The sequence below is a fragment of the Streptomyces shinuiensis genome (genome assembly GCF_043660855.1).
Lineage (GTDB): Bacteria > Actinomycetota > Actinomycetes > Streptomycetales > Streptomycetaceae > Streptomyces.
Window position 1 is genome coordinate 34,259 of sequence record NZ_JBIHML010000006.1, and the last position, 13,534, is coordinate 47,792.

The 13,534-nt window shown below is 73.1% G+C and carries 11 protein-coding genes; 9 read left to right on the forward strand and 2 right to left on the reverse strand.

Annotated features, from left to right (window positions below):
* Position 1 precedes the first annotated feature (1 nt).
* Together ACGRHY_RS29475 and ACGRHY_RS29480 are read right to left on the reverse strand one after the other, a co-directional pair.
* Positions 2–787, reverse strand: coding sequence for a thioesterase II family protein (locus ACGRHY_RS29475; RefSeq protein WP_394638721.1), 786 nt, complete (start codon positions 785–787; stop codon positions 2–4).
* A 130-nt stretch (positions 788–917) separates the two neighbouring features.
* A complete protein-coding gene (locus tag ACGRHY_RS29480) occupies positions 918–2,561 on the reverse strand; it encodes a condensation domain-containing protein (RefSeq protein WP_394638722.1) in 1,644 nt (547 codons plus the stop codon).
* A 319-nt stretch (positions 2,562–2,880) separates the two neighbouring features.
* Here ACGRHY_RS29480 and ACGRHY_RS29485 point away from each other — a divergent pair, with 319 nt between their 5' ends.
* The 9 genes from ACGRHY_RS29485 to ACGRHY_RS29525 all read left to right on the forward strand — a co-directional run bounded on the left by ACGRHY_RS29485 (position 2,881) and on the right by ACGRHY_RS29525 (position 13,463).
* Complete coding sequence (locus tag ACGRHY_RS29485; protein WP_394638723.1) at positions 2,881–3,657, forward strand: alpha/beta fold hydrolase; 777 nt, start codon at positions 2,881–2,883, stop codon at positions 3,655–3,657.
* A 253-nt stretch (positions 3,658–3,910) separates the two neighbouring features.
* Positions 3,911–4,501: an adenylyl-sulfate kinase gene (gene cysC / locus ACGRHY_RS29490; RefSeq protein WP_394638724.1), complete on the forward strand. Its 591-nt coding sequence runs from the start codon at positions 3,911–3,913 to the stop codon at positions 4,499–4,501.
* A complete protein-coding gene (gene cysD, locus ACGRHY_RS29495) occupies positions 4,498–5,466 on the forward strand; it encodes a sulfate adenylyltransferase subunit CysD (RefSeq protein ID WP_394634146.1) in 969 nt (322 codons plus the stop codon). The genes cysC and cysD overlap by 4 nt, the downstream gene beginning before the upstream one ends.
* Before the next feature lie 3 nt (positions 5,467–5,469).
* The gene (locus ACGRHY_RS29500; protein ID WP_394638725.1) at positions 5,470–6,861 is read left to right on the forward strand and encodes a sulfate adenylyltransferase subunit 1; all 1,392 of its coding nucleotides are present in this window, start codon (positions 5,470–5,472) and stop codon (positions 6,859–6,861) included.
* Complete coding sequence (locus ACGRHY_RS29505; RefSeq protein WP_394638726.1) at positions 6,849–6,977, forward strand: hypothetical protein; 129 nt, start codon at positions 6,849–6,851, stop codon at positions 6,975–6,977. Before ACGRHY_RS29500 ends, ACGRHY_RS29505 begins: the two co-directional genes overlap by 13 nt.
* A 176-nt stretch (positions 6,978–7,153) precedes the next feature.
* Entirely contained in the window at positions 7,154–7,972 is an 819-nt protein-coding gene (locus ACGRHY_RS29510; RefSeq protein ID WP_394638727.1) for an ABC transporter ATP-binding protein, read from the forward strand.
* Complete coding sequence (locus ACGRHY_RS29515; protein WP_394638728.1) at positions 7,959–8,924, forward strand: ABC transporter permease; 966 nt, start codon at positions 7,959–7,961, stop codon at positions 8,922–8,924. Before ACGRHY_RS29510 ends, ACGRHY_RS29515 begins: the two co-directional genes overlap by 14 nt.
* A 688-nt stretch (positions 8,925–9,612) precedes the next feature.
* Positions 9,613–11,415, forward strand: a complete 1,803-nt coding sequence (locus ACGRHY_RS29520; RefSeq protein WP_394638729.1) for an ABC transporter ATP-binding protein — start codon at positions 9,613–9,615, stop codon at positions 11,413–11,415.
* A 122-nt stretch (positions 11,416–11,537) separates the two neighbouring features.
* Positions 11,538–13,463, forward strand: a complete 1,926-nt coding sequence (locus ACGRHY_RS29525; RefSeq protein ID WP_394638730.1) for a multicopper oxidase family protein — start codon at positions 11,538–11,540, stop codon at positions 13,461–13,463.
* Positions 13,464–13,534 lie beyond the last annotated feature (71 nt).

Genomic DNA, 13,534 nt, shown 5'->3' on the forward strand with positions numbered 1-13,534 from the left:
CTCACTGTTGTCCTCCAGATATGAGTCCAGGTACGAGCCCGGGTATGAGCTGAGTGCGGCGCACCACACGGCAGGCGCGCCCGACCAGTCGGGGTGCGTGCGGGCCGCGGACGAAGAAGTGGTCGCCGGGGACGGTGCGCCGGACCAGCCTGCCGGTGGTCCAGCGCGCCCAGCCGTCCAGCGAGGCCGCGCCGACGACGGGGTCGTCCTGTCCGCCGACGGCCAGGACGGGCACGGTCAACGGGCCGTGCGCCGCGTCGGCGAGGGCCGCGACGCGCAGGGCGGCGGCCAGCTTGAGGTCGTCCCGCAGCACGGGCAGCACGGAGCGGTGCCAGACGCTGCCGGGGTCGGCGAGCACACCGCCGGGCGCCGCGCCGAGGTCGGCCACGAAGCGCAGCAGCCGGTCGTCGGTGATGTCTTCGCCGTGACACAGCGGCACGGCGTGCGGTGCCGGGCTGGCGCCGACGGCGAGGAGGGCCGGGACGGGCAGCCCCCGGTCCATGAGCGCGCGGGCGAGGGTGTAGGCGACGATGCCGCCCAGGCTGTGCCCGTACAGCACGTACGGGCGGCCGTCGGCGACCTCGTCGGCCAGCGGGTCGAGGAGCGCGCCGAGCAGTTCGGCGCGCGAGGTCGCACGGGGCTCGCGGCGCCGGGCGTCCCGGCCGGGCAGCAGCACCGGCACGGTGGACACCCCGGGGCCGGTCCTGACGCGCCAGTGCGCGAAACCGGACACGCCCGCACCGGCGTGCGCGAAGCAGTACAGCGTGACCGGCGAGCCGTCCCGCATGGTGTGTCCACCTCCTCGGCCGCCGTCGGTAGGAACGCCCTGGCTGCGCACGAGCCTCGCCGAAGTGCCTGGAGCACGACTCGAATCGGCCACGGGCACCCGGCTTCTCCGTGTTCGCCAGGCCGTCCGGTCAGGAGACGTCCGCGGCGGCGTCGCCGGCCGGGCCGGAGGCCTCGGCCATCCGCGCGGGCTCCTCGTCGGCGATCGCGGCCAGCACGTCGGTGACGGTCGCGGAACCGCCCGCGAGACCGGGCAGTTCACGCAGCAGCCGCGCGCACTGGCCGACCAGCCGCTCGGCGTCGTCGTCGGCGATCCGGGTCCTGTCGTGGACGGCGGTCAGGACGAGGGCGCCGTCCACGTCGCGGTGGGCGAGCAGAGTGGCGGGGAACGCGGTCTGCGAGCCCACCGCGTCCGGCGGGTCGACGCCGATGCCCTGCGCGGCCAGCGCCGGTTCCAGGCCGCCGCAGGCGCGCGGGCGGTTCTCGAAGGCGACGAGGCTCTCGGCGAGCTTCTCGTCGGCCCGTCGGCCGCTCCACCGCTGGATCTGCCCGATGGAGACCCATTCGTAGGCGGCCATGTCCAGTGCCCGGTCGCGCAGTTCGGTCAGCAGCCGGGTGACGGCGGCCGACGGGTCGACCCGGACGGTCATGGGCAGCGAGTTCACCAGCAGGCCCGGCAGCCGCTCGACGGCGTCCAGGGCGATGCCGCGGCCGGAGACGGTGACGCCGAAGCCGACCGGGGCGGGGCCGGTGGCACCGCCCGCCCGGTACAGCAAGAGCGCCCACACGGCCTGCAGCACGCTGGACTCGGTGGTGGCGCAGGACCCCGCCCAGGCGCACAGCCGGTGGGCGTCCGCCGCCTCGATCCGGACCTCGGCTCGGCCGGAACCGCTCCGGCCGGTGGCCGGACCGGGAACGGCGGGCCGCACCAGGAGAGGGGCGTCCGGTACCGCCGAGGACCAGAACTCCCGGGCGGGCGCGGTGTCCTGCTCCCTCAGCCAGTGCGCGTAGTCCCGGATGTCGGGCCGGCGCTCGCCGCCCGCCAGGAAGCCCCCGGCGAGGTAGGCGCGGTAGAACTCCTGGAGCAGGACGGAGACGCCCCAGCCGTCCAGCAGGGCGTGGTGGAAGGTCAGCAGGACCCGCACAGCGGGGGGCGTGCCGCCCGTGTCCCCGCCCGCCTGCCGGGCTTCACCGGCCGCCTCGTCCAGGAGTGTCGCCCGCAGCAGGCCCGGGGAGCGCAGGTCGAAGCCGCGCAGCCGGTCCCACTCCATCAGTTCGTCCCAGTCGACGGAACCGGCCGGATGCCGGACGACCTCGGCGGGCACGTCGTCGTGCAGCACCAGGCGGGGCTCGGCCTCCCAGTCGAAGGCGGCCCGCAGGACGGCCTCGCGGTCGAACACGGACTGCCAGGCGGCGGTGAACCGGTCGGTGTCCAGGGGGCCGTGCCATCGCCAGGACAACTGCTCCACATAGCGGCCGGTGCCGTGGTGGGCAAGGGCGTCCAGGAGCAGGTCGTGCTGCCGGGGGGTGACCGGGACGGTCTCCGGTCCGTGGGCGTCGGCGGATCCGGCCGCAGGGCCGGGCGGGGTGCCCACGCCGAGCGGGCCGTCGAGGCCGACGGCGGGCGACGCGGTGCGGGGCGAGGCGCCGGAGCCGAGGCTGTGCCGGGTCAGCAGGCCCGGTCGGCCCTCGGCCGGTGGCAGCCTCCGCGACTGCTCCGCCCCGCGTCCGGCGGTCGCGGAGAGCTCCTCGCCTGGCGGGTGGGGCTCGGTCATCGTTCGTCTCCTGGGGCGGGGCCGGGTTCCCGGCCCGGCGCTGTGCGTCCGGGGCGGGCGTGCCGGGGACTCGGCGCGGTGGACGGGTGGCTGACCCGGGGCTCGCGCCGGGACCCGGGCAGGGCGGGGCGGTACGGTCCCGCTCCACTGTCGCACCCGGTGCTGCCGGAAGACTGACGCGCCGCTGACGGCGCCGGGCCGGGGCGCCGAAGGCCGTGCCGCCCCGCGACCGGCCCTCGACCGGTGGTCCAGCGAGCCGCTCGAAGATGCCGGCAGACGGGGAGGTGAGAGCACCTCCGTTCGGCGTGAGGAGTGCGTGATGCGCAAGGTCGTTTCCCGGGACGGCACGACGATCGCTTACGAGAAGGAGGGCGAGGGCCCGCCGATCGTGCTCCTCAACGGTTCGTTCCGCGACCACACCATCTTCGACGCGCTCGTTCCCGAACTGGCGCCGCACTGCACCACCTACGTCTACGACCGCCGGGGGCGCGGCGAGAGCGGCGACTCCCCCGAGTACGCCGTCGCGCGCGAGATCGAGGACCTCGAGGCGGTGGTCCAGGAGGCCGGCGGCTCGGCGGTGGTGTTCGCCGGTTCCTCGGGCGCGAACCTGGCGATCGAGGCGGCGCTCGCCGGCGTCCCGATCGCCAGGCTGGCGCTGCACGAGCCGTGCTACCGGGTCGACGGGTACCCGAAGCCCCCGTGGAACGTCGCCAAGACGCTCCGCGTCCTGATGGAGGAGGATCGGCGTACGGAGGCGGTCGAGTATTTCCTCGGCAGCTTCCTGGGCCTGACCCCGGACACGGTCGCGGAGTGGCGCAGGGGCCCGATCTGGTCGGTGAACGAGGCCAACGCCCACACGCTCGCCTACGACCTGGCGATCTGCGGCGACTGCAGCCTCCCGGTCGACCGGCTCGCCGGCTACACGACGCAGACCCTGGTCCTCAACAGCGACAACACCAGTGCCTGGCTGCGTGCGGCGGCGCAGGCGACCGCGGCGGCCCTGCCCAACGGCCGGTCACTGGAGCTGCCCGGATCCTGGCACCGGATCTCCATGGACGTTCTCGGCCGGACCCTGGCCGAGTTCGCCACCGCCTGAGTAGCCCCGCCGCCTTGTCCCCCCGCCCCAAGGACCGTCGCGTGTCGCCCGCCGTGCCCGGCGGCATTCCGCGAGGCGGCGCCGGGTCCCGCCCCCGCCGCGCGCTCCGGGCGCCGTGGACGGCCCGGCCGGTGCGGGCCGGCGGGACGTGAACGCGTACGCGGACAGACCGGTGTCCGGGCCGGCTCGGACGATGTCCGGTGCCAAAGCCGGTTCCAACAGTCCGGCACCTCACGATCGGGAGAGCATCACCATGCCCACAGCTCACGCCCCGGCCGCCGCGGAGGCAGCCCCCGCAGACGCCGTCCGCGAGCGCGGCGTCACCGTGTGGCTGACCGGGTTGCCGAGCGCCGGCAAGACCACGATCGCCCGCGCCCTGGCGGGGCGGCTGCGCGACGGGGGGCACCGGGTGGAGGTGCTGGACGGTGACGAGATCAGGGAGTTCCTCTCCGCCGGCCTGGGCTTCTCCCGGGAGGACCGGCACACCAACGTGACCCGGATCGGATTCGTGGCGCAGAAGCTGGCCGCCAACGGCGTCGTCGTGCTGGTCCCGGTGATCGCGCCGTACGCCGACAGCCGCGAGGCGGTGCGCAAGCGCCACCAGGCGGAGGGCACGGCGTTTTTGGAGGTGCATGTGGCCACCCCGGTGGAGGTGTGCTCCGAGCGTGATGTGAAGGGGCTGTACGCCAGACAGGCCGCGGGGCAGCTCTCCGGGCTGACCGGGGTGGACGACCCCTACGAGGCGCCGGCCGCTCCCGATCTGCGGATCGAGGCGCACACCGAGCCGGTGGCCGACTCCGCCGCCCGGCTGCACGCCCTGCTCGCCGAGAGGGGACTGGCGTGACGACCTCGGCCGAACCGACCACCGGGCCCGCGGCCGCGCCGGACCGGACCGCCGACGCGGCCGGCACGTCCTTCGCGCTGAGTCATCTGGACGTTTTGGAGTCGGAGGCGGTGCATGTCTTCCGGGAGGTGGCGGGTGAGTTCGAGCGGCCGGTGATCTTGTTCTCCGGTGGCAAGGACTCCATCGTGATGCTGCATCTGGCGCTGAAGGCGTTCGCTCCGGCGCCGGTGCCGTTCGCGTTGCTGCACGTGGACACCGGCCACAACTTTCCCGAGGTGATCGACTACCGCGACCGGGTGGTGGCCGGGCACCGGCTGCGCCTGCACGTGGCCTCGGTGCAGGAGTTCATCGACCGCGGGGAGCTGCGCGAGCGGGCGGACGGCACCCGCAATCCGCTGCAGACCGTGCCGCTGCTGCACGCCATCGCGGCCAACCGCTTCGACGCGGTGTTCGGCGGCGGGCGGCGCGACGAGGAGAAGGCCCGGGCCAAGGAGCGGGTGTTCTCCCTGCGTGACGAGTTCGGCGGCTGGGATCCGCGCCGTCAGCGCCCGGAGCTGTGGCAGCTGTACAACGGCCGTCACGCCCCGGGTGAGCATGTGCGGGTCTTCCCGCTGTCGAACTGGACGGAGCTGGATGTGTGGCAGTACATCGGGCGGGAGGGGATCGAGCTGCCGGCCATCTACTACGCCCACACCCGTGCGGTCTTCCGCCGGGACGGGATGTGGCTGGCGCCGGGCGGGTGGGGCGGCCCGCGGGAGGGTGAGACGGTGCGGGAGCGCCGGGTGCGGTACCGCACCGTCGGTGACATGTCCTGTACCGGGGCGGTGGACTCCGACGCCGCCACCATCGAGGAGGTCATCGCGGAGATCGCGGCCTCCCGGCTGACCGAGCGGGGCGCGACCCGGGCCGACGACAAGCTGTCGGAGGCCGCCATGGAGGACCGCAAGCGCGAAGGGTACTTCTGAGCGATGACCACCACTTCCACCACCACCCCCGCAACCACCCCCGCAACCACCGCCGGGGCGGCCGGGCTGCTGCGGGAGACCTCGCTGCTGCGTTTCGCCACCGCCGGTTCGGTCGACGACGGCAAGTCCACCCTGGTCGGGCGGCTGCTGCACGACTCCAAATCGGTCCTGGCCGACCAGCTGGAGGCCGTCGAGCACGCCTCCCGCAACCGCGGCGCCGCCGGCCCGGACCTGGCGCTGCTGACCGACGGACTGCGCGCCGAACGCGAGCAGGGCATCACCATCGACGTGGCCTACCGCTACTTCGCCACCCCGCGCCGCCGGTTCATCCTGGCCGACACCCCCGGCCACGTGCAGTACACCCGCAACATGGTCACCGGCGCCTCCACCGCCGACCTGGCCCTGGTCCTGGTCGACGCCCGCAACGGCATCGTGGAACAGACCCGCCGCCACGCCGCGGTCGCCGCCCTGCTGCGGGTGCCGCACGTGACGCTGGTCGTCAACAAGATGGACCTGACCGGCTACGCCGAGCCCGTCTTCGCGGCCATCGCCGAGCAGTTCACCGCCTACGCCGCCTCGCTGGGCGTGCCGGAGGTCACCGCGATCCCGATCTCGGCGCTGGCCGGCGACAACGTGGTCACCCCCTCCGGGCACATGGACTGGTACAGCGGCCCCACCGTGCTCGAACACCTGGAGACCGTCGAGGTCGACCACGCCCCGGCCGCGGACGTGGCCCGCCTGCCCGTGCAGTACGTCATCCGCCCGCAGACCGCCGAGCACCCCGACTACCGCGGCTACGCCGGCCAGCTCGCCTCCGGCGTGCTGCGCGTGGGCCAGCCGGTGACGGTGCTGCCCTCCGGCCGCACCTCGGTGATCGAGGCCATCGACACGCTCGGCCGGCCGGCCCGGGCCGCCTGGGCACCGCAGTCGGTCACCGTCCGCCTGACCGACGACCTCGACGTCTCCCGCGGCGACCTGATCGCCCCGGCCGACGACGCCCCCACCCCCACCCGGGACATCACCGCCACCGTCTGCCACCTGCACGACACCCCGCTGCGGGCCGGCCGGCGGGTACTGCTCAAACACACCACCCGCACCGTCAAGGCGATCGTCCAGGAGATCGGCTCCCGGCTGACCCTGGACGACCTCTCCCCCCACCCCGAACCGGGCGAGCTGGCCGCCAACGACATCGGCCGGATCGTGGTCCGCACCGCCGAACCACTGCCACTGGACCCCTACACCCGCTCCCGCCGCACCGGCTCCTTCCTGCTCATCGACCCCGCCGACGGCGCCACCCTCACCGCCGGCATGTCCGGCGACGCCTTCACCGGAGCCGACGGGGCGGCGCACGCAGCCGGGAACGACACCCCACAGGAGGACGGATGGGACTTCTGAGCACTGCGGGCACCACCGTGCAGGACGCCTTCACCACCTTCGACCACACCGGCGGCCGGATCGGCAGCGGTGTCCGGGGCAGCGGGCAGGGCGGGCTGGCGGGACGCCACCGGTGACGCCCGGTACCCGGTCGCACGACCCGCACCTCCGGCACGTCCAGCGCGACCCGTACGGCCGGCGCTTCGGGGACGTCCCGTACGCCCCCGAAGCGCGGCACGTCCCCGCCGCACACGCCGGCTCCCCCCTGCCGTAGCCGCCCGAACAGGGTGGCGAACCACGAGAGGACCCCGCTGTGTCCACCGAACTCGCCACCCCTGTCCCGGTGCCGTCCGCCGCCGGGGCCGGGGCCGGGCAGGCCTCCCCGTACGCGGTGCGGCTCGACCGTGTCTCGAAGTCCTTCGGCACCTCCCCCCACACCCGCCAGCAGGTGCTGGACACCATCGACCTGACGGCGGCCCCCGGCGAGTTCGTCTGCCTGCTGGGCGCCTCCGGCTGCGGCAAGTCCACCCTCCTGAACCTGGTGGCCGGCCTGGACCACCCCACCTCCGGCCAGGTACGGGTACCGCACGGCCGGCCCGCCCTGATGTTCCAGGACCACGCCCTCTTCCCCTGGCTGAGCGCCGGCCGCAACATCGAACTCGCCCTGAAACTGGCCGGAACCCCCCGGACCGAACGACGCACCCGGGCCGAGGAACTGCTGCGGCTGGTCCGGCTGCCGGACGCGTACGGCAAACGGGTCCACCAGCTCTCCGGCGGAATGCGCCAGCGCGTGGCCCTGGCCCGCTCCCTGGCCCAGGGCAGCCGGGTACTGCTGATGGACGAACCCTTCGCCGCGCTGGACGCCATCACCCGCGACCTGCTCCACGAGGAACTGACCCGCGTGTGGCGCGAACGGGAACTGACCGTGCTGTTCGTCACCCACAACGTACGCGAGGCGGTACGGCTCGGCCGGCGCGTCGTACTGCTGTCCTCCCGCCCCGGACGCGTGGCACACCAGTGGGACGTGGCCATCCCCCACCCCCGCCGCATCGAGGACACCGCCGTCACCTCCCTCGCCCGGGAGATCACCGGCCACCTGCACGAGGAGATCGTCCGCCATGCCCGCCACTGACACCGAGGACCCCCGGCGGCACCCCGGACACGAGCCCCCGGGGCACAGCACCGGCCGGGCCCCGGAACGGACCGCGGACGGCCCCGGCAACACCGGCGGCCCCAGCGGCACCGGCGAGATGGCGTCCGGCCTGGACGCCCTGGAGTCCCCCGCCTCCGCCACCGCCGCCACCTCACGCCGGATACTGGCCAAGGCCGCGCCGCCGCTGGCCGCCGCCGCCCTGGTCCTGGCCCTGTGGCAGACGGCCCACACCCTGACCTGGTCGGCGACCCTGCCCGCCCCCGCCGCCGTATGGGGCGAACTGGCCGGCACCTGGGCGGACGGCACCCTGCCCCCCGCCCTCGGCCACAGCCTGCTGCGCTGCCTGACCGGCTTCGCCGCCTCCGCCGCCCTCGGCGTCCCCCTGGGGCTGCTGCTCACCCGGGTCGCGCCGCTGCGCACGGTCGTGGGCCCCATCCTGTCCGCCGTGCAATCCCTGCCGGCCGCCGCCCTGGTACCGGTCGCGGTGATCGCCCTGGGCAACTCCGAGGCCGCCGTCTACACCGTGGTCCTCCTCGGCGCGGTCCCCTCCATCACCGCCGGCGTCACCGCCGCCGTCGACCGGATCCCCCCACTACTGCTGCGCGCCGGCCGCTCCATGGGCGCCGGCGGCCTGCCCGGCACCGTCCACATCCTCCTCCCCGCCGCACTGCCCGGCCTCGTCACCGCCCTGCGACAGGGCTGGACCTTCGGCTGGCGCGCCCTGATGACGGCCGAACTCATCACCGCCACCCCCCTGCCCGGCATCGGCCGGATCCTGGACGCGGGCCGGCAGGACGGTGAGCTGAGCCTGGTACTGGCCTCGGTGATGCTCATCCTGGCGGTCGGCGTGGCCGTGGAAACAACACTGTTCTCCCCCGTGGAACGCCGCGTCCTGCACAACCGCGGCCTGGCACCGACAACCGGACAATGAGCAACCCGGGCCCACACGAGAAACCGTGCACACCCCCCACACCCCGCTGGTCACCGCACACGGCAGCCCCGGGCTACGGGTCCGGGAGGTGCACCGCCACCGCGTCGCCCCCGGGAAGCCGCCCCGGTCCGCGGGTTGAGGGCCTCGGGCCGTCGTCCTTCGCCGCCGGACCGAGGAGAAGTACGGTCGGGGCGGCCGGTCCCGCCACTCGGACCTCGCACGAGTGCGGCCGACGGTCCCCTCCAGCGATATTCGACGGCTTGCCCATTTCCCCTTGAGGCGCTTCGCGCAAGGTGGCGATGGACGGTTCGCCGACGGAGTGGAGACTGACATGCGGCCGAGGCCCGGGCCCGCGGTGAGAGCCATGGGGAAGAGCCTCGGCACGGGTTTCATGTGGACGGGATTCGCGTGGACCGGGATACATCCGCACCACACATGGACGGATTACGGGATCCCACCCGCCGAACAGCCCTGTCCGCCGCCCACACCGGAGGAGGAGCCCACCCGGTGGACGTCACCGGGTGAGCATCCGTGAAAGGCACGGCACGCCGCCCGGGCGGCTGCCGGACGCACCGCGCCCCCGCCGTCGTGCCGGGGACCACGATCCCGGTCCGGCCACCGTGCCGCGGCACGGCTCGCGTCGACCGCGGGCCCGGCTCCTTACCCGTCCGCGCGCCATCGACAGGGCATGACCGAAGATAAGGAGACCAGGGTGACCACCACCGGGTCGGCCGCTGCTCATTTCCCCGTGCAGAAGCGACGCATACTCAAGCTGTTCCGTCCGTACCGCAAGAATCTGCTCTGCGTCGCGTTCCTGGTCGTGGGCTCTTCCCTGGTCTCCCTCGTCAACCCCTTCCTGATCCGCGAGATCATCGACGTGGCGCTGCCACAGGGCAGGACCGGACTGCTGTCGCTGCTCGCCCTGGGAATGGTCGTCGTCTCGATCGCCACCAGTTCGTTCAACGTGTGGCAGACCTACCTGTCCGCCAAGGTCGGCCAGCTCGTCATGCACGATCTGCGCACCGCCGTGTACTCCCACCTCCAGCGCATGTCCCTGGCCTTCTTCACCCGGACCCGTACCGGTGAGGTCCAGTCGCGCATCGCCAACGACATCGGCGGGATGCAGGTGACCGTGACGACCACCGCCACGGCGCTGGTGTCGGACGTGACGACCGTCATCGCCACGGTCACCGCCATGCTCCTGCTCGACTGGCGGCTCACGCTGGCGTCACTGATCGTCCTCCCGGGCTTCGTCTGGGTGAGCCGGCACGTCGGAGACATGCTCCGCGTCGTCACCCGTGCCCGGCAGCGCCAGTTCGCCGACCTGTCGTCGAACGTGCAGGAGTCGCTGTCGGTCAGCGGGATCATGCTCGGCCACACCATGGGCCGTTCGCGCTCGCTGAGCGACACGTTCGCCGAGCAGTCCCGCAAGCTCACCGACATCGAGGTACGTGCGAGCACGGCGGGCCTGTGGTACCAGTCCACGATCTGGGTCGTCATGGCCGCCATGCCCGCGGTGATCTACTGGGTGGCGGGAATGAACTCGAGCGGCGGCCGCATGTCCATCTCCATCGGCGCCCTGGTCGCCTTCGCCACCCTCCAGCAGGTCCTGTACCGGCCGGCCCAGCGGCTCTTGACCATCGGTCTGGACATCCAGAGTTCACTCGAACTGTTCGGGCGCGTCTTCGAGTACCTCGACATGCCCGTCGACATCGCCGAGCCGGAGCGGCCCGTCGCGCCGGAGCGCCTGCGGGGCGAGGTGCGCATGCGGGGGGTCGGCTTCTCCTACGCGGGTGCGGAGCGACCGACGCTGGAAGGCGTCGACCTGACCGTCCCCGCCGGGTGCAGCCTCGCCGTCGTCGGGGAGACCGGCTCGGGCAAGACCACGCTGAGCTACCTCATCCCGCGTCTGTACGACGCGACGTCCGGCGTCGTCACGATCGACGGCGTCGACGTGCGCGACCTGTCGTTCGAAACGCTCGCCGCCGCCGTCGGCGTCGTCTCCCAGGAGACCTACCTGTTCCACGCGTCGGTCGCCGACAACCTCCGGTTCGCCAAGCCCGACGCGACCGACGAGGAACTGGTCGCGGCGGCGCGGGTCGCGCACATCCACGACTACCTGATGTCCTTGCCCGGCGGCTACGACACGGTGGTCGGTGAGCGCGGGTACCGGTTCTCCGGCGGGGAGAAGCAGCGGCTGGCCATCGCCCGCGCCATCCTGCGCGACCCGCCCATCCTGGTGCTCGACGAGGCCACCAGCGCCCTGGACACCCGAACCGAGCAGGCCGTGCAGAAGGCCGTCGACGCGGCGAGCGCGGGCCGCACCACCATCACGGTCGCCCACCGGCTGTCGACCGTCCGTGAGGCCGACGAGATCATCGTGCTGGAGCGGGGCAGGATCGTCGAGCGCGGCACCCACGACGAGCTGCTCGGTCTCGGCGGCCGCTACGCCACGCTCGTCCGCCGGGACACCGAGGCGGCGGTCGTGTAGGGCGCGGCCGCGCCGGAGGACGTGCAGGCCCGGGGCGCGAGGGGGCCGGGCCGGGAACCGGCTCCTTTGTGGTGAAGCGGACCTCAAGCCCTTCTGGAGTGGCACTCCCTAACATCCGGCGAGTGGACACTGCATCTGCCGAAATACCAGAACCATCCGGGCTCAACCGTCGCACGCTGCTGCGGGGCGGCGCCGTCGCCGGCCTGGGCGTACTCATGTCATCGGCCCCCGCCTTCGCCGCGCCGGGGCAAGGGGCCCCCGGCGGGCCCGAGCCGTCGGCGGACGGACTGAAGCTGACCAAGTTCAAGGACCCGCTGCGCGAGCCGCCCGTGCTCCGTCCCCGCGGCCACGGCCGCCATGAAGAGCTGACCGTGCGCATGCGCACCGCCGACGTCACCCTGCACTCGGAGCTCCCGCCGGTGCCGATGTGGACCTACGAGGGCGTCTATCCGGGTCCGACGATCGAGACGGTCCGCGGCCGCAGGCTCCGGGTCGCCTGGGAGAACCACCTGACGGGGAACATCCCGGTCACCGCCGTCGACTTCGGCATGCCCGGCGGCCCGTCCCGCGATCCGCTCACCAACTACCCCGGCACGGAGGGCTGCCAGGAGGTCCCCGGGGTGGCCGGCCTGGAGCCGTGGGCCGCGGTGCACCTGCACGGCATGCTGACCGGCGGCGGCAACGACGGCTGGATGGAGAACCTCGTCGCTCCCGGCGACGTACAGCTGTCGGCGTACCCGAACGACCAGGCCGCGACGACGCTCTGGTACCACGACCACACCCACCACGTCAGCCGCTTCAGCGTGTACGCCGGTCTCGCGGGCATGTTCGTCTCCCGCAACGCGGAGGAGCGGGCGCTGGACCTTCCCAAGGGCAGGCACGAGGTGCCGCTGATCCTCAGCGACCGCAACTTCGGGCTGGACGCGTCGGGTGCCCTGACCGGCCGGCTGGTCCACAAGGTGGAGATGGTCGGGCAGCGCCTCATGCGTGCGCACGCGGCCCCCTACACCCTGGTCAACGGCGTGATCTGGCCCTATCTGGAGGTCGACCCGCGCTGGTACCGGTTCCGGATCGTCAACACGGCGAACTCCCGTATCTACCGGCTGATGCTGCTGGCCGACGGCCGGCCCGTCCCCGGGGCGCTCCAGGTGATCGGCACCGACCAGGGCCTGATCGGCAAGCCGCTGCCGGTCGACGGGGCGCTCAACCTCTCCTCCGGTGAACGCGCCGACGTGCTGGTCGACTTCAGCGCGTTCCGCGGTCAGTCGCTCAAGCTGGTCAACACGATGGAGGGCGTCACGCCCGGCGAGTCCAGCAAGCGCCACGACCTGCTGGAGCCCGACGTGATGCAGTTCCGGGTGGCCGATCGCAGGCCCTCCACCCGGTTCACGCTGCCCGAGGTCGTCTCACCCACCTTCGAGCGGTCCACCCACCACGACGTGCCGCACGACCGCGCCCCCCGGTGGGTGGTACTGGTCGGTCCCGGCTCGGCCAACGTGCCCGAGCTCTGGGAGATGGAGGAGACCGACGCGGAGGGAATCACGTTCCCCGCCGCCGGGATCGTCCAGGTGCAGGACGCCGAGGGCACCGTCACGACGCTGCGCAGGACGGCCATGCACTACGGCGACGGCAACACGTTCACCGCGGCGCACGACGGGGTGGAGATCTGGAAGTACCTCAACCTCGCCGCAGCCCCCCACCCCATGCACATTCACCTGGCCCACTTCCAGGTGCTGTCCCGCGAGAGCTACGACGTGACCGGTTTCGACCGTTTGGTCCGTGGCTCGGCCAGGCCGATCGCGTTCAAGGCGACGGCGGAGCTCGAACCGCACGAACTCGGGGAGAAGGACACCATCAGGGTGGGGACGGCCGGTCAGATCAGGCCCGGTCCGGACGGCACACCGGGCGAGCTGGTCACCGTGGCCGTCCGCTTCCCCGTGGTCGGCAGGGGTGTGCACCACTGCCACATGCTGGAGCACGAGCAGCACATGGTGCGTCCCTTCGTGGTCAGCCCGGCCGCCCATCTGCACATGGGTGGCCACCACTGAGGAAACGACGAGTGCCCGCGGCGCTGGTCGGCGCGGGCACTCGGGGCGAAGTCCGGGACGCCGCATGCGGC

What these genes read in the sequence shown, in the direction of transcription:
- cysC (WP_394638724.1), top strand. Translation starts at nt 3,911, where the DNA reads ATGCCCACAGCTCACGCCCCGGCCGCCGCGGAGGCAGCCCCCGCAGAC.
- ACGRHY_RS29500 (WP_394638725.1), top strand. Translation starts at nt 5,470, where the DNA reads ATGACCACCACTTCCACCACCACCCCCGCAACCACCCCCGCAACCACC.
- ACGRHY_RS29505 (WP_394638726.1), top strand. Translation starts at nt 6,849, where the DNA reads ATGGGACTTCTGAGCACTGCGGGCACCACCGTGCAGGACGCCTTCACC.
- ACGRHY_RS29480 (WP_394638722.1), bottom strand. Translation starts at nt 2,561, where the DNA reads ATGACCGAGCCCCACCCGCCAGGCGAGGAGCTCTCCGCGACCGCCGGA.
- ACGRHY_RS29520 (WP_394638729.1), top strand. Translation starts at nt 9,613, where the DNA reads ATGACCGAAGATAAGGAGACCAGGGTGACCACCACCGGGTCGGCCGCT.
- ACGRHY_RS29485 (WP_394638723.1), top strand. Translation starts at nt 2,881, where the DNA reads ATGCGCAAGGTCGTTTCCCGGGACGGCACGACGATCGCTTACGAGAAG.
- ACGRHY_RS29475 (WP_394638721.1), bottom strand. Translation starts at nt 787, where the DNA reads ATGCGGGACGGCTCGCCGGTCACGCTGTACTGCTTCGCGCACGCCGGT.
- ACGRHY_RS29515 (WP_394638728.1), top strand. Translation starts at nt 7,959, where the DNA reads ATGCCCGCCACTGACACCGAGGACCCCCGGCGGCACCCCGGACACGAG.